Annotated in this window: 19 protein-coding genes and 1 rRNA gene; 13 read left to right on the top strand and 7 right to left on the bottom strand. The window is 38.1% G+C overall.

Annotation, left to right across the window (positions count from 1 at the left end; genetic code table 11):
* Positions 1–133 precede the first annotated feature (133 nt).
* Positions 134–248: ribosomal RNA gene (gene rrf, locus AC1M9H_RS03860) — 5S ribosomal RNA — on the top strand.
* Between the two features lie 212 nt (positions 249–460).
* Here rrf and AC1M9H_RS03855 read toward each other — a convergent pair.
* From AC1M9H_RS03855 to tssH, 6 genes are read right to left on the bottom strand one after another with little or no spacing between them, the layout of a single operon-like run.
* Positions 461–1,438, bottom strand: a complete 978-nt coding sequence (locus AC1M9H_RS03855; protein WP_481612785.1) for a M15 family metallopeptidase — start codon at positions 1,436–1,438, stop codon at positions 461–463.
* Positions 1,435–2,052 (bottom strand): hypothetical protein, encoded by a 618-nt coding sequence (locus AC1M9H_RS03850; protein ID WP_481595674.1) that lies wholly within the window; start codon positions 2,050–2,052, stop codon positions 1,435–1,437. The genes AC1M9H_RS03855 and AC1M9H_RS03850 overlap by 4 nt, the downstream gene beginning before the upstream one ends.
* 12 nt (positions 2,053–2,064) lie before the next feature.
* Positions 2,065–2,868, bottom strand: a complete 804-nt coding sequence (gene icmH, locus AC1M9H_RS03845) for a type IVB secretion system protein IcmH/DotU (RefSeq protein ID WP_481592014.1) — start codon at positions 2,866–2,868, stop codon at positions 2,065–2,067.
* A gap of 19 nt (positions 2,869–2,887) precedes the next feature.
* Positions 2,888–4,252 carry a type VI secretion system baseplate subunit TssK gene (tssK, locus tag AC1M9H_RS03840; RefSeq protein WP_481594548.1) on the bottom strand — a complete coding sequence of 455 codons (1,365 nt, stop codon included), beginning with the start codon at positions 4,250–4,252 and terminating at the stop codon, positions 2,888–2,890.
* 5 nt (positions 4,253–4,257) lie between these two features.
* Entirely contained in the window at positions 4,258–5,376 is a 1,119-nt protein-coding gene (gene tssA, locus AC1M9H_RS03835) for a type VI secretion system protein TssA (RefSeq protein WP_481595675.1), read from the bottom strand.
* Between the two features lie 22 nt (positions 5,377–5,398).
* Positions 5,399–8,095, bottom strand: a complete 2,697-nt coding sequence (tssH, locus tag AC1M9H_RS03830; RefSeq protein WP_481612790.1) for a type VI secretion system ATPase TssH — start codon at positions 8,093–8,095, stop codon at positions 5,399–5,401.
* Between the two features lie 434 nt (positions 8,096–8,529).
* Between tssH and AC1M9H_RS03825 the strand changes: the two genes are divergently transcribed.
* From AC1M9H_RS03825 to AC1M9H_RS03770, 12 genes are all read left to right on the top strand, one after another.
* Positions 8,530–9,117 (top strand): hypothetical protein, encoded by a 588-nt coding sequence (locus AC1M9H_RS03825; protein WP_092766614.1) that lies wholly within the window; start codon positions 8,530–8,532, stop codon positions 9,115–9,117.
* 28 nt (positions 9,118–9,145) lie between these two features.
* The gene (gene tssB / locus AC1M9H_RS03820; RefSeq protein WP_092766613.1) at positions 9,146–9,658 is read left to right on the top strand and encodes a type VI secretion system contractile sheath small subunit; all 513 of its coding nucleotides are present in this window, start codon (positions 9,146–9,148) and stop codon (positions 9,656–9,658) included.
* A complete protein-coding gene (gene tssC, locus AC1M9H_RS03815; RefSeq protein WP_092766612.1) occupies positions 9,651–11,132 on the top strand; it encodes a type VI secretion system contractile sheath large subunit in 1,482 nt (493 codons plus the stop codon). Before tssB ends, tssC begins: the two co-directional genes overlap by 8 nt.
* 44 nt (positions 11,133–11,176) lie before the next feature.
* Entirely contained in the window at positions 11,177–11,680 is a 504-nt protein-coding gene (locus AC1M9H_RS03810) for an Hcp family type VI secretion system effector (protein ID WP_092766611.1), read from the top strand.
* A 68-nt stretch (positions 11,681–11,748) separates the two neighbouring features.
* Positions 11,749–12,228: a type VI secretion system baseplate subunit TssE gene (gene tssE, locus AC1M9H_RS03805; RefSeq protein ID WP_092766610.1), complete on the top strand. Its 480-nt coding sequence runs from the start codon at positions 11,749–11,751 to the stop codon at positions 12,226–12,228.
* Positions 12,229–12,241: 13 nt separating this feature from the next.
* On the top strand, positions 12,242–14,050 hold the full coding sequence (gene tssF / locus AC1M9H_RS03800) for a type VI secretion system baseplate subunit TssF (protein ID WP_481612784.1): 1,809 nt from the start codon (positions 12,242–12,244) through the stop codon (positions 14,048–14,050).
* Positions 14,014–15,009, top strand: a complete 996-nt coding sequence (gene tssG / locus AC1M9H_RS03795; RefSeq protein ID WP_481607148.1) for a type VI secretion system baseplate subunit TssG — start codon at positions 14,014–14,016, stop codon at positions 15,007–15,009. The genes tssF and tssG overlap by 37 nt, the downstream gene beginning before the upstream one ends.
* The gene (locus tag AC1M9H_RS03790; protein ID WP_481607149.1) at positions 15,006–16,412 is read left to right on the top strand and encodes a hypothetical protein; all 1,407 of its coding nucleotides are present in this window, start codon (positions 15,006–15,008) and stop codon (positions 16,410–16,412) included. Before tssG ends, AC1M9H_RS03790 begins: the two co-directional genes overlap by 4 nt.
* A gap of 26 nt (positions 16,413–16,438) precedes the next feature.
* A complete protein-coding gene (gene tssM / locus AC1M9H_RS03785; protein ID WP_481590192.1) occupies positions 16,439–20,278 on the top strand; it encodes a type VI secretion system membrane subunit TssM in 3,840 nt (1,279 codons plus the stop codon).
* A gap of 43 nt (positions 20,279–20,321) precedes the next feature.
* Positions 20,322–21,281 (top strand): type VI secretion system-associated protein TagF, encoded by a 960-nt coding sequence (tagF, locus tag AC1M9H_RS03780; RefSeq protein ID WP_481588748.1) that lies wholly within the window; start codon positions 20,322–20,324, stop codon positions 21,279–21,281.
* Positions 21,281–22,039, top strand: a complete 759-nt coding sequence (locus tag AC1M9H_RS03775) for an OmpA family protein (RefSeq protein ID WP_481612783.1) — start codon at positions 21,281–21,283, stop codon at positions 22,037–22,039. The genes tagF and AC1M9H_RS03775 overlap by 1 nt, the downstream gene beginning before the upstream one ends.
* Before the next feature lie 23 nt (positions 22,040–22,062).
* The gene (locus AC1M9H_RS03770; protein ID WP_092766603.1) at positions 22,063–22,329 is read left to right on the top strand and encodes a PAAR domain-containing protein; all 267 of its coding nucleotides are present in this window, start codon (positions 22,063–22,065) and stop codon (positions 22,327–22,329) included.
* A gap of 133 nt (positions 22,330–22,462) precedes the next feature.
* Here the strand turns inward: AC1M9H_RS03770 and AC1M9H_RS03765 are convergent, their stop codons facing one another.
* Positions 22,463–23,005 carry an NADPH-dependent FMN reductase gene (locus AC1M9H_RS03765; RefSeq protein ID WP_481588750.1) on the bottom strand — a complete coding sequence of 181 codons (543 nt, stop codon included), beginning with the start codon at positions 23,003–23,005 and terminating at the stop codon, positions 22,463–22,465.
* Positions 23,006–23,095 lie beyond the last annotated feature (90 nt).

Below are 23,095 nucleotides of genomic sequence, written 5' to 3'. Positions count from 1 at the left end.
TTGATTTAGTTAGATAAAACGCTAAACTGCACAAATTAAAGCAACTCAAATAGCTGTTAATAACTTCTTTGACCAAGCAAAGGCACGCAAATAATATATGCGAATAAGACCTAAGCAAAGTCACAACAGTTGTGCTGGCGACAATAGCAAGAGTGAACCACCTGATCCCTTCCCGAACTCAGAAGTGAAACCTCTTAGCGCTGATGGTAGTGTGGGGTTACCCATGTGAGAGTAAGTCATCGCCAGCTCATTATTCTAAACACCCCCTTCATTCGAAGGGGGTGTTTTTTTATGTGAAAAGAAAAATAAATAAATAAAATTAAGGGAAATGCATGGGTACGGGAAAATTAACTTCTAAATCGATGTCTTCACATAGTTAATTACAAGCGCAAAATATATCAATAAATACAAAAATGCCTGTATCGTTAACAGGCATTTTGAAAAGAGAATCAACGGATTATTACTGTTCTATATTGCTTGCCATTAAATTACCTTGTTCAGCTTCTCGCATGAAACGATCATGAGTTTCCTTGCTACGAACCAAGCCAGGCATTCGATATTCTGTATGACCGTAGTCATGAATTTTTGTCCAACGTCCTCCCCAAACTAAACCGACAGTCTCAGCAACTTGACCATATAACTGATAGCCACGCATAGCCCAAGGATCACGTTCAGAAATAACGACTTTACCATCTCGCTTGAATGCGACATCAGCTGCCAAACCAAATTGGTGATAGCTACGGTATGCAGTCGCTAAAGTGGTTGCTTTATTCCGAGATAGGCTATTTTGTCGTGCAGGACTACGATAACCCTCTAGTAATACTAATTCATAGCCATGTTGTTCCTTCATAATTTTGAAGACCATAAGTAATCGTTGTTTATAGCTTGGATGCATCTTGTCCCACTTACGATTTACCATTGAAGTATCGAGATGACCATGAGAAAACTCTGAATTTTCTACATTAGGAATAGTTGTAGATGAAACAGAACCGCCAGTTTGAGCTTGATATTGTTGCTCAAGACGTACAGCTTCAACGATTGCTGCATCGACGAGACTTTCTTCAACCTCTGGTGGAGGGGAAAGAATTTCCCCATTTAATAAGTTATAAATTTGAGGATCAGCTTTCTTTAAATAGTTCGCTTCTATTTTTGTAGGATCAACGGGTTTTGTAAAAGCAAAAAGCATAATACTGCTAAGTAAGAAAAAACCAGCAATGAGTATCCACCATTGCTGTAAGTGCCAATGCGTTTGAATTTGCTCTGCTGAAGCAGCATGATTCATTTCATGTGCAAATTTACGTGCGTTTAAAAGCTTTTTTTTACCTTGTGGTAATAAGCTTTGTGCAAAATCTATTATTTTTTGTCTTATCTCATAAGACATCAATAAAGTCAGTGCGATGATTAATATCACAAAACTGACAATGATAAAAAAAATCACGGTGCAGGTTCTTTAGCAGTTCGTGTGACTGAAACTTCTACGCTGGCTACAGGAATATCAATATTTTCATCAGTGTCAGCTTTACTTTCAGCAACTTTATTTGCATTGGCTGTCGTAGGCTTAGACTCAGGCTTTTTTATGGTTTTCGGTAATGCTTCAGTTGTGGTCTTTTTTACTGGTTCTGCTTTAGGTGGAACTTGGGGAGTTTTGTTACTTAAAGGTTGCGCTTGATTAAAAGTTGATTCAAAGGGATTTTTACTTGAAGTCACTGGTTGAGTTGCTTGAGCAGAGTTTGTTTGCTGATGTTTGAAAATATTATTAAGCTCATTTAGCTTGGGTTGAGCTTGGTGATATTCATCAGGTTCAGATTGCTCGTTTTGATCAGCTTGAGTGACTCCTGAATCAATATTGGATAATTTATCATTTGAGTGTGTTGAATCTGTATCTGCTGCGTTAATCGGTTGGAAGCTTGGTTGATTTAAATAGGTATAAAAAGCTAAAGATGTGGCAGAGATACCAATTGCTACACCAATGATCCCACTTACTAGAGGCGAAATTTTTTTATTTTTTTTAGTAGGTGTAAGGACTCTAATATTTTTCTTTTCTTGGCTCATGTTGAATATCTTTTATGGTAAATGAATCGTTATGTGGGCCTGTTCAGCAGGTGCACTAATGACATTATTATATTGAGTCATGGCTTTGGTCTCTTGTTGACTGAGCATATAGCGAAGTCCAGAAAATGCCAATAATGCAAAGAGGAGTAAAAATAAGAGAATCCAAGCGAATGGAAGTTCTCTATGAATAATGTTTTTAATTTGATCAGGCAATGCAGCGAAAGGTGAAAAGAGGGCTTTTTTACCTTTTAAATAATCTATTTCATCGCCTACGCGTGCAACCAAATGATTTAAGCTTTCAATTGATTCAATACGGTATTTACCTTGAAAACCTAACAGTAAACAGTAGTGAAAAACTTCTAAAGCCGCTAAGCGATCTTTTCCACGAGTTCTAATTTTTTCTAATAAGTCAAAAAATTGATAACCTGCGAGTTGAGATCCAAATAAAGTTAACTGAAGAGGACTAATTAACCACGAATTTTGTAAATGGAAATAACTAGGGTCCTGTTGTGTGACAATCGTTTCATCAAGTAATGCACAAAATGCATATTTTGCATCATGGATATCCTCGGCTGAGAACTGCAACTTCTTCGCTTGTAATTCGAAACGTTGTAGTTGATCCATGATTTTTTGGCGAAATTCATCGACATTGTCAGGAACGTATTGGTTACGAATTAAAAAAACGATATAGAAACCGTCATGCATTAAATCAACCAAATTAGAAGACTGTGTCAATTTATTCTGTTGCTGTGGTGTAGAGCCTGCTCCAATCTGACCGTCATCGAACAGTGAAGGTGCTCCATTAGGCATATTCATATTTTTCTCTTCTCAATCTCTAGCCATTCATCACTGCGATGAGTTCAATACTGATATCTTGGAATCCAGCAGGTACATAAATACAGATGGTTTCAGACTCCAACATGCGTTGATAGAGTTCATGATGAGGTTCAATTTCAAAATAACTCACACCAGAGCGGACTGGAATCGCAGTAGGTACTTGCATCAAATGGTGAATCGGAATAGCAGGCAATGCAGAGACGACACGTTGCTCAACATCGACTGTTGTGCCCACTTTAAAACGTAGTGGGACAATTTGTACAAGTTCGTGTGTCTGCATCATCGAACTAGACACAGCAATATACAGACGAGATTCGCGAGTGATCTTATCTGACTCTAAGCTACCAACCCAATACGAAGGACGTATTTCTTTAAGACTGATATTGAAGTATCGACTTGAAATGATTGTGTCGAGTAACTCTCTTAAAATGACATCTAACTGCGCAAAGCTATCTTGTAAATTATGATGTTGATATTGAGGTAAATGTTCAACTTCATAGGCTGTTGAGAATGTCAGTAATGAGCCAGTCAATCTGAGTAATTCAAAAAATAAGCGTTCAGGGTGAATTTGGGGATGAGTCAATAAATGGCTGAGAGTTGCATGAGCAGTATTCAATGCATTCACTAGCCAAAATGAAACAATGTCACCTGATCTAAATTCAATTAATTTTTGTTCGTTTTCGCGATTGTTGGTTTGAATAGTTTTGATTTTTGCTTTAATGACATTCAAGGTACGTTTTAAATTAGCAACCAATGACTCACATGAAGCAATATGCAAAATTGGTGGAATAAATTTTGTATCAAGTTCAAAGCTTCCTGAACTATGACGCTTAATTTTTCCTATCGGCAAATATAAAAAACCATCCAGTTCATGAGGAGTATCATTCTGAGATTCCAGTAATTTCAGCTCAGCACGACGACGAATGTAAGTAATTTCAGCAGGTGTGGCATCTGTGAACAAATCATGAGTTTCATTCAGATACGAATGATATCGACTTGGTTGTGTCGAAGCCTCATGGGCGATATTACGCTTGTTTGGTTGAACGATAGGGAGCGCAAGAAAAATGGTCATTTCACCACGGAAATTGAGCTCATCGAGCAGTACGGGCTGAGGTAAAAGATCTCGCGAAGGAGCAGCGTAAATTTCACCATCTTGCCAAATCATTTCAATGTGCTCAATTGCTAGCACATGGGTCGTTAATTGAGATTCATCAAATTTGAGCTGTTGTACCCCATATGCGAATGGAATGGTGGCGCGAATAGTTTGATTTAAACGCTGTTCATGATAACTGTCTTGAATTTGAAAGTGCTGCGGTCTTAAAAATAGACCTTCACCCCACAGTACTTTTTCTGCTTTAAACATTGAGATTACCATTCATTAGATTCATTGCTATTTTTTACACCCAAGAGTTCATGGACTGATTCCAATGGGTTGTTATCGTTTTTAATGACTTGTGCGAGCCATTCATGAAGCGGCATTTGGCTCCATTTAATGGTTTTTTGAAGCATATAACTCACAGGACTATGTGGTTCATTTGCTTGAAAATAATCCGCAATATCTTTAAGCACCCGCATTGCTTGTTCACGATTTTGTAGATGACTTTGTGGTTGAGGTTGAAATGACTGCTGAGTTACTGCTGCTTGTATCTTTGCTGTTGGAGCAGAATTTATATTTGAATTGTTTTCTTGGAATTGTAGGTCTTGATTCATGTCAGGAGTATCCTCAGACATTAAAAATGCATCTGCTTTATAAATTTTTTTCAGTGTTTTATGTATGTCTTCCAACTGAGAATCAGTATTTGCGAAACTTGGAGCATCTAATTGCATCAGTTGATCAAGTACTTGCTTGAGGGTATCCCAGTGCGTCAAAATTTCTAAAAAGAACTGATAATTGTTGTATTGGAAACTTTTTGAGGTATTAAATAAGCTTTGTTCGAACTGCTCGATTTCGGGATGATTCTGAGAAGATCCATAATCATCAGCATTTTTTAATCTTACATTTTGTTGATGCAGTAATTTTTCATAATCGTAGATTGAATAGAAAGGAGCTGAATTGATGAGTGGAACACGTTTAATCAAAGCAGGTAATTGAGAAGTCAAACCTTGCAATAAACCCAGACGTTGATCTAAATCATCATCTTCAATTTCAGGATGTATATCTTTCCAATAATTGGATAACATACGATGCGAAAGCTCAAGGCTACGAGCGACTCCTTCGTAACCGTAGAGTTGACTCCAAGCTTCGCTTAACCAAGTCAATAAACGAATATCTTTACTTTTTTGAGTCAGAACATCGATACATTTTGCCGAAACAAATGACCAATCTGCTTGTTTAGGTTCAGCTACCCAATCCCCCATATCTAAGAGCGGATCATCTTGGGTTTTCGCTTTCTTGATTTCATGAAATTCATTCGAAAAAGATAGATCTTCGCCACAGATTGCTTGATCTGAGATTGGTTGAAGTAGCTGTTCTATATCAATGTTCATATTAATTTATATACTCAAATAATTATGCTTCAACAATTTTCTTTTTGGTGGCTTTACGCTTTTTCGGTGCTGTTGTTGGATCTAATCGATACTCAATCACGTCATCTTTGCTATCAATTTGAATTAATTTAGGCACTTTGTTATCCGCTAAGGCAATCAATATTTGTGTTGCTAGTTCAGGTAAAACTGAAGAGTTTAGAATATTGTCTACATTACGTGCGCCACTATCGACTTCTGTACAGCGACTTAAGAGGAGTTCCACCAAATCATCGGTGTATTCAACACGTGTTTGATATTGTTTGAAAATACGATCAGTAATTTTGCCTAACTTATGATGAATAATACGCACAAGTAGATCATCATGGAGTGGGAAGTAAGGCACGATACGCATACGTCCCAAGAAGGCAGGTTTAAACTGTTTATATAAACTTGGTTTTAAATGTTCAATTAAGTCTTCTGCCGTAGGCCATTCTTCTACAGGTTTAGTCAAACAGGCCTGCATAATTGCGCTTGAGCCAGTGTTAGAGGTCAATAAAATTGTGGTATTTTTAAAATCGATAACACGTCCTTCACCATCTTCAAGTGTGCCTTTGTCAAAGACTTGGTAAAATAACTCTTGAACATCTGAATGTGCTTTTTCAATTTCATCTAACAAAACAACGCTATACGGATTGCGTCTAACAGCTTCAGTGAGGACACCACCTTGACCATATCCTACATAGCCTGGAGGCGCACCTTTCAATGAGGAAACAGTATGAGCCTCTTGATACTCAGACATGTTAATCGTGATGAGATGAGATTCCCCACCATACAGCTCATTGGCTAAAGCTAAAGCCGTTTCTGTTTTCCCTACACCACTTGGTCCAACCAACATAAATACCCCTTGAGGCTTGTTTGGATCTTCAAGTTTTGCTTTAGAAGTTTTGATTCCTTGAACAAGTTGATGCAGGGCATAGTCTTGCCCCATGACTCGTTGTTCCAGTTTTTCTTCTAAACTTAGAATTTGCTTAATTTCGTCATTGACCATTTTTCCTACAGGAATACCAGTCCAGTCTGAAATAATCTCATTAATGATTTGTGCATTAACACGTTCAAATACCAGAGGTTGTTCACCTTGTAATATTTTTAAATCGGATCTAAGTTGCTGAATCTGATTTTTAAAATCATTAATGTGTTCTTCATCTTTTAATTCAGAATTTTTTTGCTCAAGTGTTTTGATTTTTTGAACAATTTCTAGTTCTTGTTTCCACTTTTCAGTTGTGGCATTTAACTCATTTTCTATTTCAGTGATCGTATTTTTAAGATTGGAGAGGCGTTCGTCATGCTGTGGGAACTGATTATTCTCTTGTTCCAAAATATCTAATTCAAGCAATAAATTATGATGTTGAGCATGTAGCTGATCTAACTTTACCGGCTGAGCATTCTGAGTTAATGCCACACGAGCGGCAGCAGTATCTAAAACACTCACTGCTTTATCTGGGAGTTGTCGACCAGCAATATATCGATGTGAAGAATGAACAGCAGTAACAATGGCTTCGTCATCGATTTGAAGATTAAAGTGTTTAGCCATGACAGGAATCATGGCGCGAAGCATATCAATCGCAACTTCTTCAGTCGGTTCTTCAACTTTGACGACTTGGAAACGACGACTGAGCGCCGCATCTTTTTCAAAATATTGCTTATATTCAGCCCATGTAGTTGCAGCAATTGTTCTTAACTCGCCACGTGCTAAGGCTGGTTTAAGGAGATTCGCCGCATCATTTTGACCAGCTTGACCGCCTGCACCAATCAGTGTGTGTGCTTCATCAATGAAGATGATGATAGGATGAGCGGAACTTTGAACCTCTTGGATGACTTGTTTTAAGCGATTTTCAAACTCACCTTTTACACTTGCACCTGCTTGTAATAGACCCATATCAAGAACATGGATATGTACATTTTTTAATGCATCAGGCACTTGGTTGTTGGCAATCTTCAGCGCTAAACCTTCAACGACAGCAGTTTTACCTACGCCTGGCTCACCTGTTAAAATAGGATTATTTTGACGACGACGCATCAGAATATCCAACATAAGGCGAATTTCAAACTCACGTCCAATGACAGGATCAATCCCACCGTTAAGCGCTTTTTGAGTCAAGTTAATGGTGTATTGATCTAGTGCAGGTGTTTTTGCATGAGATTCTGAACCTTGAATCGTATCCTGACCCTGAACATCATTTTGATGATCAGCTTGAGGGAGATGCTCTTCAATGCTAGCTTTACAAATTTCTATAAATTTGTGTTTCATCGTATCAATCGGGAACAGATCGAATAAACTCGATGCACGAAGCGCGATTTGATATAAATCTCCTGCAGTCAATAACGCAACTAATAAGTGCCCGCTACGGATGACTGGGGTTTGATCTGCGGAAGCAATAAGCCAAGCTTGTTCTAGCAGATGTACAATCGATTGAGCAAAAATAGGTGTACGCGTATTGCCTTTGGGCAAGTGCGAAATCGTTTCTTGTAAATCATCGATCAGTGCATTTTTAGAAATTTTATAGTGATCGAGCAAAATAGAGAGATCATTTTTTACGTTTTGATTTAATAATTCGAAGAGTAGATGTTCAATTTCGATTTCGTAATTTTGTTGATTAATACAATAATTTGCAGACTTTTCTAGTGCTGTTCTTGTCGTAGGAGATAGTTTTGTAATCAAAATTTTCAAGTTATTCATCAGAATTCTCTGTGTTCAAATTATTTATAGTTACTTAAAATAAACCTACATAACGTCTATTTTTAAGATTTTTAACGACTAAATATTTAATAAACAATAATTTTTAGTATGAAAAAATTCACCCATATTTTTTATTCTACCTAAATAAAGGTGATAAAAAAACTATCCTATAGTGTGAATCGTTTACAGAACTATATAATTTTGTAACTTAAAAAACTTAATTGTTTCTTTATTATAATGGTCATAATGTTGACTAAGTTTGCATTTATAAGTTTAAATTTTAATTAAATCTAATATATATAGAAGACATTGCTCTAAACATTGAGTGTGTTAAAAAATGATTTAATGAATCATATAGTTAATGTAAATTTTATAATAAATGAGGGTGTATTTTGAATACTAAAATTCTGCTTACAACTCTGCTAATTGGGTTGGGGATGGCGTCTACAACTTACGCAGATGAAGTAAAACTCAAAAGAGGTTGTGTTAAAGATCATCCATTAGTAGCGGGTGAAACAGACCAGACATTGCTACAAATTTATGCTCAAGCATGTGATAAAAAAAATAAAGACAATAAAAATGGTTTTCTAGCACAAGCAGCTCAGCGTTTTCAACAAATCGGACAAAATCAGAAAGCACTTCAATTGGTGAACAGTCTTAATGCACAAAATGTTCAGCACTCATCGTTAACAGATACTAAGTTTTTAGCTGGAATCGGAATCGCGAATGAGGCATTAGAGCAAATGCGTGGACCAGAAGTACGTTATTTGACTGAAGAGACTTACGAACCAGCATTGGCACTTTCTGAAGCAGTTAAAAAAGCTAAACCTTTGACTGTAATCGAAACCAAAGTTGAAGAAGCACCTAAGCGTGTTCAAGAGACTCGAACTACTCGACAGCCTGCACGTACGACGCGCCGTGCATCGACTCCAGCAAAAACAACACCCGCTAAAACAACGACACCTGCGAAAGTTGAAAAACCAGCAGCACCAAAACGTGAGAATCCATTTGGCTCGTTGAACTGATCAAATTACAAATTTAGGAAAAAATAATATGGCTAAGCGTGAAAGTGTTCAAAAAAAATTACAACGCATCCGACCACCTCGAGTACAACTGACGTATGACGTAGAAGTAGGTGATGGTAAAGAAATAAAAGAACTTCCTTTTGTTGTTGGTGTATTAGGGGACTTCTCAGCAGCATCTGAACTTGAAAGAACCAAACTGAAAGATAAGAAATTTATTAATGTAGATTTGGATAACATTGATGAAGTAATGAGTTCGCTAGCACCAAGAGCTGCCTTTCAAGTTGAAAACACAATTTCGGAAGAGGGTGGAAATATGTCGGTAGATCTTACTTTTAACTCAATGGAAGATTTCCGACCTGAAAATGTTGTTCAACAAGTTGACCCTTTACGCAAATTGGTTGAAGCGCGTGAACGCCTTTCAGATTTGCGTAATAAAATTTCAAATAGCGAACGTCTAGAAGATCTGCTTGATGAAATTCTTCAAAATACAGATCAAGTACGCAAATTAAGTGCCGAAGCAGGAGGCGATGACCGTGAGTAATTTACAAACCGCACCTGCGACAAGCAATGCTGTTGAAGAAACAAGTCTTCTAGATTCGATTGTTGAACAAAGTCGAATAGCGCGTAACGATGATGAACATGTTCGTGCGAAAAATTTAATTGGTGAATTAGCCAAAGAAGTTATGGCTGGAACAATTACTGTTTCAGAAAACATGACGGTCTCAATAGATAAGCGTATTGCTGAAATTGATGCTTTAATTTCTGCTCAATTAAGCAAAATTATGCATCATGAACAGTTTCAAAAGATTGAGTCGACTTGGCGTGGACTTTACTATTTCTGTCAAGAAACACCTTCAAATCCTTTAATTAAAATCCGCATTTTAAATACCACTAAAAAAGAATTGATTAAGGACTTCCAAGGCGCAACTGACTTTGATCAAAGCACATTGTTCAAAAAAGTGTATGAAGAAGAATATGGTTCTTTTGGTGGTGCACCTTACGCAACTTTGATTGGTGATTTTGAATTCGATCGCACACCGTCAGATATGTATCTTTTAGAACAAATCTCTCATGTTGCCGCTGCCTCTCATGCACCCTTTATTTCAGCAGCAAGCCCTTCAATTCTAGGTCTTGAATCTTTCACTGAAATTGATCGTCCTCGTGATGTATCTAAAATTTTTGAAACTGCAGAATATGTACAGTGGCGCTCATTCCGTGAAAGTGATGATTCTCGCTATGTGGCTTTAACTATGCCACGCGTTCTGGGTCGCCTGCCTTATGACCCTAAAGAGGGTTGGGCAACAGAAGGGTTTAACTTCGTTGAAGAAGTGTCAGGTGAAGATCACGATCAATATCTCTGGATGAATGCAGCATACGGTTTCGGTACACGTTTAACGAATGCATTTGATATGCATGGTTGGTGTGCGGCAATTCGTGGGGTTGAAGGTGGTGGTTTAGTAGAAGGCTTGCCAGTACATACCTTCAAAACCAATGATGGTGAAGTCGTATTTAAGTGTCCGACAGAAGTTGCGATTACGGACCGCCGTGAGAAAGAGTTGAGCGATCTCGGTTTTATTCCATTAGTACACTGCAAAAACACAGACTACGCAGCGTTCTTTGGGGCTCAATCGACCCAAAAGCCTAAGAAATATGATAGCGATACAGCGAATGCAAATTCAGCACTCTCAAGCCAGATTCAATACATCATGGCTGTGTCGCGTATTGCGCATTATTTGAAAGCAATGATGCGAGATAAAGTCGGAAGTTTTGCTTCAGCTGGAAATGTAGAAAGCTTCTTGAATGATTGGTTATCTCAATATGTATTACTAGATGATGGTGCATCACAAGAGGCCAAAGCTAAGCGCCCGCTTCGTGAAGCATCTGTAAAAGTTGTGGAAGACCCGGCGAACCCTGGTCACTACAAATCGGTCGTGTTTTTAAGACCGCACTTCCAGTTGGACGAGTTGTCGGTATCTTTGAGACTTGTCACTGAGTTACCTCAGTCCTCTAATTAAATAGAGCAACTTTATAATAACGTTAAATAAAACAGGAAATCTTCATGAAAGATATATATGTTCAATTTCGAGGAAAATACAAAGTAGACGGCGAATCTCGTGACACTGAGCACAAAGATTGGTTGGAAGTTAATTCTTGGTCTCATAACATCCGTCAGCCTAAATCTGCGACATCTTCAAGTGTTGGTGGTCATACTTCTGAGCGTGTTGAACATTCAGACATGTTATTCGTTAAAGATTTAGATGCGACTAGCCCGAAACTTTGGGAAGCATGTTCTGCTGGTTACACTTTTGATGAAGTACAAATCGATTACTACCGTGCGAATGGTGATAAGCGTATTAAGTACCTTCAAATCAAATTGAAACATGTTCTAGTTTCAAGCGTAACACCATCTGTAAATGCTGAAGGTGTTCCGACTGAAGCATTTGGTTTGAAATATGCTGCTGTTGAGTGGACATACAACCAACAAGATATCGATGGTACTCAAAAAGGTGCGATCACGAAGCAATGGTCACTTTCTAACAACACTGCAAGCTACAAAGCTTAAAGTCTTGAAAGTGAGAGGAGTAGGGGCTGACTTAAGTTGGCCTTTATTCATCTTTTAGAGTAGGCAAGATGAAAACAAATTTAGATCATCTTTATCCATTTGGCTTCCGTGCAACTTTATTTGACCGCTTGATTCCAGAATATGAGGATCAGATCAAAGGCTTATCTATGCAAGAGCTACGTGAATCTGTTGCACATGACTTGGAAGATCTACTCAATAGTCGAGTAGCCAAGTTTGATCAAATTGATGACTTCCCTACGGTTAAAGGCTCGATTGCACAGTTTGGCATTATTGATTTTGTTGGATTATCAACAGCCAATCCAATGGATCGAGACAAAATTTGCCAATCTATTCAGCAGTCCATTGCGGCACATGAACCTCGCCTACGACAAATTCAAGTTGAAATGTTGTTAGACAGCGACAATATGGGCGCACTTTGCCTCAGTATTCAAGCATATTTAAATATCCATCCATTGTATGAGCCTGTAGTTTTTGATGCTTTATTGAAACCAACGACACAACAATATGTAATTTCGGCTAGATCTTAAGATTGGGGCTTTTGTGATAGAAGAACTTTTACCGTACTACGAAAAACAATTACAAGAATTTGGTCAACAATCTCGCGAGTTTGCTCAGAAGTATCCTAAAATTGCCCAACGGCTCTCGCTCAACCAAGAACAGATTGATGATCCACACATTGAGCGCTTAATTCAGGCGTTTTCGTTGATTGCTGCTCGAATTGATAAAAAATTAGCAGACAGTTATGACGTTTTTACACGTGCTTTATTTGAGGTGATGTTCCCTCAATATCTAAGACATTTTCCAAGTTGTACTGTCGTCAGTTTCGAGGATCAAAATAAAATAAAACAATTAACTGAAGCTCACGTCATTCCGCAGGCAACAACGCTAAAATCACGAAGCTTTAAGGGGGTACAATGTGAATTTAATACCTCTCAAGCTGTACGATTACTTCCCATTCAACTGAATCAAGTTCAATTTAAAACGAACCCAAGTGCTCAAATTCATCTCAATCAAAATGCCACTTTGCAATTAAGTTTTGAAACTTTCAATGAAGCAGGCTTGTGGATTCATCAAGAAAAACTCCCTATTTATTTAGATGCTATTTCAAATTTTCCGCTGCAAGTTTTGGACAGTATTTTCAAAAAAGATACGACTTTTACGGTACGCATTGGAACACAGCTTTATCAAATTTCTAATCCATTTTCCTTAATGGGCTTTGAGGAAGATGAGAGTTTATTGCCTATTGATCAACATACACATCATGCCTATCGCTTGTTGATGGAATATTTTTGTTTTGCAGATAAATTCAGCTTTCTTAATCTTGATTTTTCTTTTTTAAGAAATTTATTAGATCAGCAAACGAGTTTTGATCTCCAAATTCATTTTAAGTTAAACCTAAACGATCAGGCGATTATTCGTAATTATTCAGAGCTGAATGTTGCAAATTTCAAATTATTTAGCACGCCGGCTGTTAATCTTTTTGAAAAAAATGCTGAACCACAAAAAATACATCATCGACAACTTGAATATCCATTGATCACGGATGCGCATCATCCTGAGTTTTATCAGGTCTATTCGATTCAGAAAATGCACATGGTTCGTGAAAAGATTAATCAGGAACAGGTTTATCATCCAGTGTTGCCGTTCTTTGGAATGAGTCATTACCATGATGAAAATGTCCAATTTTTCTATGCATTGAACTCATCACAGCTCAACAATAAGTTTGTTGAAACGGGTTATTCCATTATTTCTAAGCATTTACAGCCGTATGATACAAAGTCTGATTTTATTAGCACCGTATTGCTATGTTCGAATCGGAATTTACCGCATGAAGCATTAAGCCAGTCAAATAATATTTTAAATCTGAATGATAGTAGTTTGGCACGTCGAGCGTTGGTATTGAAGCGTCCGAGTTTACCCTATCAATTTGAGCAAAATCAGAAAGAGCAATGGCGCATTATTTCTCATCTTTCATTAAATACGTTAGCACTGATGAAAGGGGATGCGGTAGCACATTTAAAAGAATTATTAGAGTTATATAACTTACCGGCGAATAAAGAAAATCATCTGTTAATTAATTCGATTAAACAAATTGAATTTAGCCTGACGCATAAGTTGGTTGAAGCAAAACCTTTCCCGCTTTTCGTACGAGGACTCAAAGTTGTTATCCGAATCGATGAACAAATATTCAGAGGTCATAGTCTTTATATTTTCAGTCAATTGCTGAGTCATGTGTTTAACTTAAAAGTGCAGTTAAACAGTTTTGTCGATGTCATAATCGAAGATGCTCAATCACAACAGGAGTTATACCAATGCGTGCAGAACGTTGGTGGCAAGAAGCTTCTGTAATAGACCATTTATTTCAACAGCCGACTGCTTATGAGTTTATTCAGTCGATTCGATTGTTAAGACATGTGCCCTTTGCTCGGCCACATACACCATGGGATCGTGATTTTAAATTTCATCCTTCCTTAGAGCTTAACTTCCCTAAAAAAGAAATTGAATCGCTAGCTTTAGAAGATGAAAAAGTTCAGCTTACAAATTTAATGGTGGGTTTGACTGGCATGCAGGGGGCATTACCCTATAGCTATACCAATAAAGTTAAATCAGCATCACGCAAATTTCGAGTTGAAACAACGCAATTCTTGAGTTTATTTAATCATAAGCTCACTTCACAATTCGTTGATGCGACGGTCAAGTACAATTTACCAGTACGGTATGAGGTCGAGTCTGAAAATCATTATCTGAATATTATCCATGCTTTAAATGGTTATATTAGTCAGCAACATCAACAACAAGAACTTGATGATTATTTTGCTGAATTTGCAGGATTAATGCAGGGGCAAAATAATACAGCACATGCTTTAAAAACCATGATTGCGCAGGTATTTAATCAGCATGTGGCAATACAAGAGTTTATCCCTGAAAAATTTAAATTAGAGCTTCAGCAGAGAACATCCTTAGGAGGGGCGACGCCAAGCTTGTTAGGATTGAATACATTTTGTGGAGAGACTATTACCCAAATTGATGGCAAAATTGAAATTCAAATTGGACCGTTGGATCGTAAAACTTACCTAGATTTTCTACCACAACAAAAACTAAGTTTAAAATTAAAAAAACTACTACAAAGCTGGTGTAGCCCAACCTTATTGGTTGATGTTCGTTTAATTTTATCAAAACAAGAAATACAGCCTATTACTTTAAATTCGGAGCATTCTATGGGGCTTAGTCAGGGTGCCTTTTTAGCTCATAATCAACCGCTAGACAATGATGAAACTTGCTACCCATTGCTTGGAGTAGCGTCATGATCAAAATCATTGTTGGAGTGTTCCTTACTGTTTATCTGGTGATTTCTGCGATTGTGGTGCTGTATTGGCGTGACATCAATTTTGATCCTTCTGGCAGTGATCTACTTATCTTTTTTGGATTGTTACCTGTTGCAATCACTGCTTTTTTGGTGATGCCATATATGATTTATCATTGGATAAAAGAGCAAAAAAATAAACAGAATGATCCTCAACTTAGCGATGAGGTCGCAATTGAGGAGCTACAGCCTGAGCCTGTGGAGTGGATCAATTTAAATGTCTATCGCGCTTATGCACTCAATGCTTTGGGTGAAAATCATCTGATTATTGATGCGATTCGGGAATTCAAGAGTCCTGAACTTGATGACAAATTATTGAATGGGTATGGCTTGCCTATTCTGAGTTATCGAATTTCTGATTTAGACGTCGAACAAGATGAAGAGGATGAATATAGCTTCAAACGGCAATACCGCATTCACCAATTGATTCTGACTCAACTCGAACAACAAACAGAAATACTCTGGGAAATTAGTGAGCATTTAAAAAAATCTGCACTTTTCTACGATACTCAAATTAGCCAATCTTATCGTATGCATCCAGCATGGATTGATCCTCAGGCTGAGTATCATGATGGGGAAGAAGATACTCCTTCTGTGCAGCAAGTTTATCGACTGAATAAGCTTAAAATCCACCTGATTCTCGCTGAAGAATTACTGCATGTTTGGGATGAACAAGATTCTGAGCAACTCATTTCAGACTACCTGAGTCAGCTCAATTATATTCCTGAAGTGTTTCACGTGGAACACCACTATTGGGGTGCTGAAACAAGCTATAGTGAATGGATTCATCTTTTACAAAGTATTGAAAAAGATGAGTCGTCTATAAGTCTTGTGTTTATCGTTGATTCCGAAATTGACCAAGATACATTAGATGAAAAGATTTGGATTTCAGAGCAGTATATTCCTGCAGAATATATTTCGAGCTGTTGTTTAGCTTCACCTAAAATTCAAATTGAAAATGTTTTACCTACGAAAACATTAGATATTGCGATAAATGAAAAACAACTGAAACAGAGTTTAGATCGCTATAACATTGATCATCAGTTCAAAGTGGAAAATGAGCAGCCCTTTACAGTTCTGTTGGATGACATTACTCAACTCAAAACACTTAAGAAAATTGAGCAAAATTTTGCCAATACGAATATTGAGCAACATCACTATTTAATGCTTTTTCCAACACTTGGGAATACACAAAGCTTAGCTAAAATTTTTGGCTTTACTCTCGCTTTTCAATTTGATGATGCCTTGATGACAATGGTGTATACAACTCAAAACCCAGATGTTCAGACATTTATTCAAACTTATCAATCAGAATCAGACATAAATCCTGAGCAGCAAAACGTTTAAAAATTTACGAAAAAAATGAGAATACAATGCACACGATATTAGGCTATGTATGGCAGTACGTTTCAAACCCAAAGGCAATCATTGCATTGTCATTGTTTGTTGCCTTAGTGTCTGCCTATCACACGATACCTAGACAGTATTTCTGGCCGCTTGCGGTGGCTTATGTACTGGGTCTAATCGGTTATGGAATCTATTGGTTCATTCAACGCAAACGCCATGAGAAGCAAGGGGAAGAATTGGCGGAAGCAATCGAAAAAGATACCCAAGCTGAGTATGGTAAGCAGAAGGATAAAGATGAACTACAATTGGTTCATCAACAGATGAAGGATTCAATTCAGCTCATTCGTAAGTCAAAGCTGGGTGATAAAAAAGGGAATGCAGCGCTATATGAGTTGCCTTGGTATATGGTCATTGGTAACCCTGCTGCCGGTAAGAGTTCTGCCATTTATAACTCGGGCTTAAAGTTCCCATTCGAAGAAACGCATAAAAATGCAGTGTCTTCAGGTTTGAGTGGAACACGTAATTGCGACTGGTTTTTCTCAACAGAAGGGGTGTTGTTGGATACTGCTGGTCGTTACTCAGTCTATGCAGAAGATCACTCTGAGTGGATTGGTTTTTTGAACTTGCTCAAAAAAAATAGATCTAAAGCGCCGATTAATGGACTGATTGTCACCGTCAGTATTGCCGAGTTAGTTAGCCAAAGTCCTGAAAAATCTTTGAAACTCGCTAAAAACTTGAGAGCACGTATACAAGATTTGACGGAACGTTTAGAAATCTTTGCACCTGTGTATTTGGTGTTTTCTAAAATGGATTTGATCGCAGGATTCACTGAGTTTTTTGATTGTTATGATCAGGATGAATTTGACCAAGTTTGGGGAGCAACGCTGCCTTATAATCCAGATTCATCTGAAAATGCTGTTGATCTATTCGAGCATCATTACAATATTTTGTATGATGGATTGAAAAGCGTAAGTACGACTCATTTAAGTCGCCGTCATGCACAGAATATCTCACCAAGTGTGATGACTTTTCCGCTTGAGTTTAAGACTTTAAAACCAGCACTCAAAACTTTTATAGGAACACTATTTGAGGAAAATCCGTATCAGTTCAAACCTGTATTCCGTGGTTTTTACTTCACCAGTGCCTTACAAGAAGGAACGATCGAGAGTCCAATGACGGAGCAAATTGCTCAAGAATTTAGACTTCAGAAAATTCCGAACAGCGAACATGGTATTCCACAAAATTCTGTATCACAGAATCATGGGTATTTCTTAAAGGGATTATTTTCAGATGTCATTCTGAAAGATAAAAACTTGGTGAAGCAACATATTAACCCGGCGAAAAAGCGCCAACGTTATTTGAGTTTTATTGCAGCTTTACTTGGGGTATCTGTAATTTTAGGCCTGTGGGTGTGGTCTTACCGTAACAATCAACAGTTGATCGCAGATGTTCAAGCTGATCTGAATAAAGTGATGCAAATGGAGCAGGCATCAGGTCAGCATTTGGCGACACAGCTCGACTCGTTACTAATTTTACAACAGCGTTTAGAACAGTTAGATCAATTTGAAGAAGATCGTCCATTAAAGTTTGGCTTTGGTTTGTATCAAGGCAATGATCTGCGGGAAAAACTTAAAACCGAATATTTAAATGGTGTGCGACAAATTGTTTTAGAACCATCTCAACAAAATATTGGTCAGTTCTTGCAACGTGTAAAAAATAATGAAGCGACACTAAAAGAAAATCACGTTAATGTTGAAATTCAGCAAGTATCGGCTAAACCTGCACAAAATGCTTTGGAACCTTCTGATTCGAATCCCCAAGATGCTTACAACGCATTGAAAGCTTATTTGATGATGAGCAATTCAAAATATATGGAAGCAAGTCATCTGAGTGATCAGGTTACGCGCTTTTGGCGTTCGTGGTTAGATGCGAATCGTGGACAAATGCCACGTGGTGAAATGATCCAAAAAGCGGAGCAGGTGCTGACCTATACCATGACATTGGCGAATGATCCAAAATTCCCACAGTTGTCAGCGGATGCGCAATTGGTTGATCAAAGCCGACAAGTATTGTTGGCGGTGATGAAGGGGATGCCAGCACGTGATCGAGTTTATAATGAGATCAAAATGCGTGCTGCCGTACGATATCCAGCAGTGACAGCAGCTCAAATTGTAGGTGAGAACAATCGTAGTGCCGTATTAGGTTCTTATGCTCTTCCTGGGGTATTTACATATAAGGCATGGAACGAATATATCGATCAAGCCATTGATGAAGCTGCGAATAGTCCGACAGACAGTCGTGACTGGGTGTTGAACAGCAATCAATCAGATGACCTCACCTTTAGTGGTAGTCCAGATCAAATTCGTAAGCAGCTGACTGAACTCTATAAGAAAGAATATATCGCAGAGTGGCGTAAATTCTTGAATGGAATTTATTATGCAAAACAACCTGATTTTGCCCAGCAACATAAAACAATAGATTTATTGGGTGAGCCTCAAAACTCCCCGATACGTTTGCTCATTGAGCATACAGCGAAAGAAACCAATTGGGATAACCCTGTGGTTCAAGCGGAATTGGCTGCTCCACAAACAGGATTTATCGCTTGGTTTAAACGTAAGGTTCTTCGTCAAGATAATACCAATGAAATTCAACGTGCAGCTGAGCGCGCCCAAGGTGCTATATCAAAAGAATTTAACGTTTTTTATCAGTTGGTTCGTAAACGTGATGATCAGCAAAATAAATCATTACTTGATGAGTATTTAGAAAATCTTGCACAGGTACGCAGTAAGTTTAATGATCTCCGAAATGCAGGGGATATTGGCCCAAATGCGATGGCTTTGGTAAAACAAACCATCAATGAACAAACCTCAGTATTTAATACTACGCAAAAACTTGTCGATGAAAAACTGACGGTCGGTCTGAATGATATTGACAATAAGCTCATTCAAAAGCTTTTGGTGAGTCCACTGACACAATCCTTTGCAAGCTTAATCACGCCAGCACAAGATGAGATTAATAAATTATGGGTGATGCAAGCTTATCAACCGTTTAATCAGACTCTGAGCCAAAAGGTTCCATTCAATACCTCGGCTTCAATCCAAGCGACGAGTAGTGAAATCGGTCAAATCTTCGGTGAGGGCGGTAGTATTGCCAATTTTGTTAAAGAAACGCTCGATCCATTTGTGATTCGTCGTGGCTACACACTGACTTCTAAAACGTGGAAAGACCAAGGCATTATCTTGAATCCACAATTTGTGATGAGTTTCCAACGCTATGTTTCACCACTTAACGGTGTAGCTACAGGTACTTTGTCACAAGGTTCTGCGCCTGCTGCGACCAATCAGTCCAACTTCCAATTCTATCCATTGTCTAATCCACAGTTGCTGTCTTATACGATTGATATTGATGGTCAACGTATGGTCTTTGAAAATGGTATCCAACAGTGGGTGAACTTTGTTTGGCCGAATACTGGTGCTATTCCTGGAGCACGTATTACTGCAGTCGATCTCGAAGGGAAAACGCATACGATTTTTGATGCACCAGGTGAATACGGGATCAATCGTTTGATCGACTCTTCGCAACGTCGTGATCAAAATGGTGTCATCGAAATGACTTGGGCAAGTGCTCAACAACCATCATTAGCGGTAAAAGTAAACTTTCGTTTGATCAGTGGGAATTCAGGTCAAGGTGGAACAGGCGTTGGTTCTAATCGTGATTTAAACGGTTTGCAATTGGTTGATAAGGTGACGACCAACAAGGCGACAGCACGTGTGGTATCTGCTCAAAAGGCACCAACACCAGCACCTCAAGCTGAGAATTCAACGAATACGGCATTGCAAAATGCAACACAAGGAGCACAGCCATGATGTATGGAGTACAACTTAAGATGGATCATCAGTAGGAGGCGATATGTACAGTGTGAAAACAATGCCTTTGTACTATGGTAAGAGTCCTGCTCGTGGCGATTTTCTGAAAACCAAAGGACAGTATTCTTTGATTCAAGTGATTGATCAGTGGATTACTGAAGCGCTTGAAATGGCAATGAGAAATCCAAATTTCGATCAAAATTATCAAAGTTTGGCATCATTAGATTTCTTTATTGCCAATCCGCGTGAAAATATGTTCTTGGTTGCAAACTTAGTGACCAGCCAAGACAGCTCAGGTCGTCAGTTTCCTATGGTGTTGAGTCACTTATTGGAAGTGGATGCACCCTACCAAAATTTGCTCTATGCACCTTATAGCTATAAGCCAGTTTTGATTGACTTATTTCAAAGAAACCGTGTGATTCGTCAAATTCGAGATGCTGATGATTTAATCGAAAAACTGGCTCAGCTCAAAAAAGAAATTCAAGTTCTTGATGTAACTGAATCAACCGCTTTTTTTGAAAATCACACCATGCATTCATTTGCACAAATGATGAAAATATCGGTCTATGAGCTTGCACAAAGCATGATTGGACTAGGTCTTTTACTCCAACCTGTATTAAAAAATGGAACGAGTAAACTGAATAAGGTGTTAATTTTACCAATTCACAACCCTAGTTTTTGTTATGAAATCGCAGCATTCTGGGTTAGTTTAATCGCAAGATTTTTGCCAAAACATAATACCGAAGTGTTAATTGGTATTCTTCATTCAGAACGTCCAGTTTTATTATTTGGCTTTCAGGGCGCAGATATTGAAGCATTAAGTGATATTTTCAATCAGAACTTAAGCTCTGAACATTGGGTTTCATTGGTACAAGCACAGTGGATTGATCGCTATTTGGAACAAAATGCAGGTCTTGCTGCACTCGAGCAATCTTTGTGCGAACGACAGTTGAGTTTAAATCAAGGAATGAAATTATTCCGACAGACTTTTATAGAAGAATAATGATGAAGAAAACCTTATTAAAGATTTCATTGCTTAGTTCGATATTGAGTATAAGTGTTATATCGTTTGCGAAAGAAATTATCGTTGAGGGAGTTGTTCCTAACGAGATGAGCAAACAGGCCATATTGAATAAAATGAAAGTGGTCTATAGCCAAGACCAAATTATCGATAAAATTCAGGTTCGTCCTGTCACTGCACCCAATGGATGGAGTGATTCCGTGACACAAGTCATTACACCTGATCTTAAAAAAGTTTCTCAAGGAAAATTGAGTGTAAGAGGAACACAAGTTGAGCTCATAGGTAAAGTCCTCAATCAAAATGATATCGTACCGACTCAAAATACATTTCAAAATTTAGTTGTGGCACCTTATCGCTTTAATGCACAGTTATCTGTGAATCATGCAGAACAAGCCATCATTGATAATGCTTTAAAAAATCGAATTATTGAATTTGCTTCTGGAAGTGCCACACTTTTACCAGCAGGCACACAAATTTTAGACGAAATGGTGGTTGCGCTAAACAAAGTTCAAGGCAAAAATGTCAAAATCATCGGACATACTGACAGTCAAGGTAATCCACAGAAAAACAAAGAATTGAGCTTGCAACGTGCGGATGCAGTAAAACAATATTTGATTGCCAAGAATATTTCACCTTCACGATTAAGTACAGCGGGTATGGGTGCTGATGAACCTGTTGCAGACAATGCAACGGAAGAGGGTCGTAAGAAAAATCGAAGAATCGAGTTTGAAGTTCAATAAAATATTATAAAAGGAACAAGTGTATGGCTTTCCCTTATATTACGATTGGCTCTCCAACCACTGGTGGTGGGCAGGTTATTTCAGCAAATAGTTCTTTCTTAATCGAAGGTAAGCCAGTTGCTTGTGTAGGGGATAAGGCCACCTGTCCTAAACATAAAACGGTGACGACAATTGTTGCGGGTGACAGCAAAATGGTTATTATGGGAAAACCCGCCGCACAGCATAATTCACCTTTGGCATGTGGATGCAAATGTATAGGGAATCAAAGTTTAACGGTTGGACAAAATTAGTTAATTCATTGATCTGTATCTAAAAAGAACCCTCTAATTTTAGAGGGTTCACTTTTTCAACTATAATTTTATCTCGATCAAAGTGTCTTCGGTATTTGTAATCGCGCACCTACTGATGATCTGAAGATGATTATTACGCACTTACATATTGCACAATTTTATCAAACGCAGATTTAAGCGCTTTGTCATCGAATTCATTGCCTTCGAATGTTTCATTGCGATTGCGTGCAAAAATATCGCGAATCTCAACCACGGCATTTGAGTCGACTAAACCTAATTGCGTAGCAACTTGACGGATTTGATCGATAGAGCGAGAGCCATTACTACCGCCATAACTGACATAAGCAGCAGGTTTTCCATTCCACTCTTTACCTAAATAGTCGAGTGCATTTTTAAGTGCAGGGCTGTACCCATGATTATATTCAGGACTAATAAATATAAATGCATCACCTTTCGCGATTTGAGCAGCCCATTCTTGTTGCTTAGGTTGATCATATATACCCGTTAGTGGTGGATTTGCTCCAGCGAAAAACGGTAAATCCCATTCTTTTAAGTCCACAATTTCTGTCTTAATCGTGCTGTAGTTATATGATGAAATCGTGTTTTGAACCCAATTTGCAACTTTAATGGCTGTGCGGCCTTCTCGAATGCTTCCCACAATAATTTGAATATTCACCAAATTTATCCTTCTATCTGTTATCACACTGACTTTAAAATGTTTTTTTTAAAAAAGGTAGATCGAAAATGTATCTAAAAAAAAGCGCCA

The sequence above is a fragment of the Acinetobacter sp. ANC_7512 genome (assembly GCF_056779935.1).
The sequence above is the reverse complement of the archived record's forward strand: the minus strand, read 5'-3'. Positions and strand labels throughout refer to the sequence as shown.

Bases quoted from the DNA above. Each gene is read 5' to 3' on its own strand.
- icmH (WP_481592014.1), bottom strand. From the start codon at position 2,868: ATGAATATGCCTAATGGAGCACCTTCACTGTTCGATGACGGTCAGATT.
- AC1M9H_RS03810 (WP_092766611.1), top strand. From the start codon at position 11,177: ATGAAAGATATATATGTTCAATTTCGAGGAAAATACAAAGTAGACGGC.
- tagF (WP_481588748.1), top strand. From the start codon at position 20,322: ATGTACAGTGTGAAAACAATGCCTTTGTACTATGGTAAGAGTCCTGCT.
- tssM (WP_481590192.1), top strand. From the start codon at position 16,439: ATGCACACGATATTAGGCTATGTATGGCAGTACGTTTCAAACCCAAAG.
- AC1M9H_RS03850 (WP_481595674.1), bottom strand. From the start codon at position 2,052: ATGAGCCAAGAAAAGAAAAATATTAGAGTCCTTACACCTACTAAAAAA.
- tssE (WP_092766610.1), top strand. From the start codon at position 11,749: ATGAAAACAAATTTAGATCATCTTTATCCATTTGGCTTCCGTGCAACT.
- tssG (WP_481607148.1), top strand. From the start codon at position 14,014: ATGCGTGCAGAACGTTGGTGGCAAGAAGCTTCTGTAATAGACCATTTA.
- tssA (WP_481595675.1), bottom strand. From the start codon at position 5,376: ATGAACATTGATATAGAACAGCTACTTCAACCAATCTCAGATCAAGCA.
- AC1M9H_RS03775 (WP_481612783.1), top strand. From the start codon at position 21,281: ATGATGAAGAAAACCTTATTAAAGATTTCATTGCTTAGTTCGATATTG.
- tssK (WP_481594548.1), bottom strand. From the start codon at position 4,252: ATGTTTAAAGCAGAAAAAGTACTGTGGGGTGAAGGTCTATTTTTAAGA.
- AC1M9H_RS03825 (WP_092766614.1), top strand. From the start codon at position 8,530: ATGGCGTCTACAACTTACGCAGATGAAGTAAAACTCAAAAGAGGTTGT.
- AC1M9H_RS03790 (WP_481607149.1), top strand. From the start codon at position 15,006: ATGATCAAAATCATTGTTGGAGTGTTCCTTACTGTTTATCTGGTGATT.
- tssB (WP_092766613.1), top strand. From the start codon at position 9,146: ATGGCTAAGCGTGAAAGTGTTCAAAAAAAATTACAACGCATCCGACCA.
- AC1M9H_RS03770 (WP_092766603.1), top strand. From the start codon at position 22,063: ATGGCTTTCCCTTATATTACGATTGGCTCTCCAACCACTGGTGGTGGG.